Annotated in this window: 1 pseudogene; it reads right to left on the minus strand. The window is 59.8% G+C overall.

The annotated features are described in order from the left end of the window. Window positions 1-144: 144 nt before the first annotated feature. Window positions 145-1,441 (minus strand): annotated as a pseudogene (locus ABFX23_RS17335) (IS110 family RNA-guided transposase). Between the last annotated feature and the right edge of the window lie 84 nt (window positions 1,442-1,525).

Below are 1,525 nucleotides of genomic sequence, written 5' to 3' on the forward strand. Positions count from 1 at the left end.
GCAAATGTCTTTTTGATCCAGATGGCTTCCATCGTCAAGGAATGCGCTCTCGGCCATAGCAAACACAGGATCCAGCGGCCGCATCGGTCGTGGTCCTAACCGTCCTTAAAATGAGATGCGGATGCCAGATGGAAGGCCCGAACATTATCTACAGGGTCGCAGTTGCGCCCTCACGGCACAGCAGAGAGGGGTCCTTCCATCTGGTGTCCGCCCGTTCGAGGAACGGGCGGTACTCGGTTCCCGTCTTGATGACGGCGTGCGCGACGCGCGCCATCTTGGCGGTGAGTGCAGTCATTGCCTTGCGGCGGCGATCAGGGTCGCTGGCGTGTCCTTCCATGTATCGACCCAGCTTATCGCGAAAGCTGTTGTCGCGTTGGCGAGCGGCGACTTGTGCGGCCATCCAGAAAGTGCGGCGCAACCGAGCATTACCATACTTGGAAAGCTTGGTCCGACCGCGGAATGTGCCGGACTGGCAGGTGGCCAGATCGAGTCCGCAGAACTTGAGGAACTGGCGATGGTGGGCAAACCGTCGAAGGTCCCCGGCCTCGGCAAGGATGGTCAGCGCGTTGATCGGGCCGATGCCAGGGATCATACGAAGCAGCTGGTAGTCACGGTTCTCGCTGAGCATGGCATGGGCGGTTCGCTCGATCTCGTCGCGTTGGCGGATCAGACTGCGCGCTTGCGCGATGACCATGCGAAACATGGCAATCGCCACAGAATCCTCATCGACCGGCAGTGCGACGGATGCGCAGGCGGTCTCGTAAATATCGTTGATTAATCGAGCCTTGGAGACCTTGCGACCGACCAGTGACCACGCCTCGGGCGTGAATGCTTCCTGGCCAAGCGCTGTCATGCTCCCGGGCGTCGGAAACCGCTCGAGCAAGGCAAGAAACCAATCAGACCTGCTGTTGCCGGCGAAGCGCTCGATCTCTGGGAAGTAGAGGGGCAGGTAATGGGTCAGGATCCGGTGCCAGGTCTGGGTCTTGGCTTTGGAGATGGCCTCGTGTGTCTTCGACATCTCCTGCAGATCGTTAATCCCGGCGGCAAGCGGATCGACGTAGCGCTGGGTGGCGCCAATCCGCAGCATATGCAAGATCACCTGCGCGTCCTTGGAGTCGTTCTTGTCCCAGCCATTATGTAGAGCCTCTCGGGTCCGGGCCAGGGCTACGGACGAGATCAGGCGCAGTTCGAAACCTGCTGTGAGCATGCGGTGCGCCAAGGTGCGGTGATAGTTACCGGTCGCCTCGAAGCCGACAACAATCGGTCTGCCAATATCAGCCAGATCGGACGCAAGGCGATCGTAATCGGTCTTCGTCGCCATCACTGTCATACGCCGTCGCCGCCCGCCCTCCGGGCGTTCGATGAGGACCTCCTGGCGGTGCTTGGACATATCGATGGCTACCAGCACGGCATCGGCGGGTGTAGAACTGAGCTTGGTCATGGTCGGTCTGTCTCCAAAGTGTTGAGTCGACAACTTCACTTTAGAGACCTGATGACCGGTCATGACCGCCTTGATGAAGCCTGC

The sequence above is a fragment of the Erythrobacter westpacificensis genome, from assembly GCF_039542285.1.
GTDB lineage: Bacteria > Pseudomonadota > Alphaproteobacteria > Sphingomonadales > Sphingomonadaceae > Alteraurantiacibacter > Alteraurantiacibacter westpacificensis.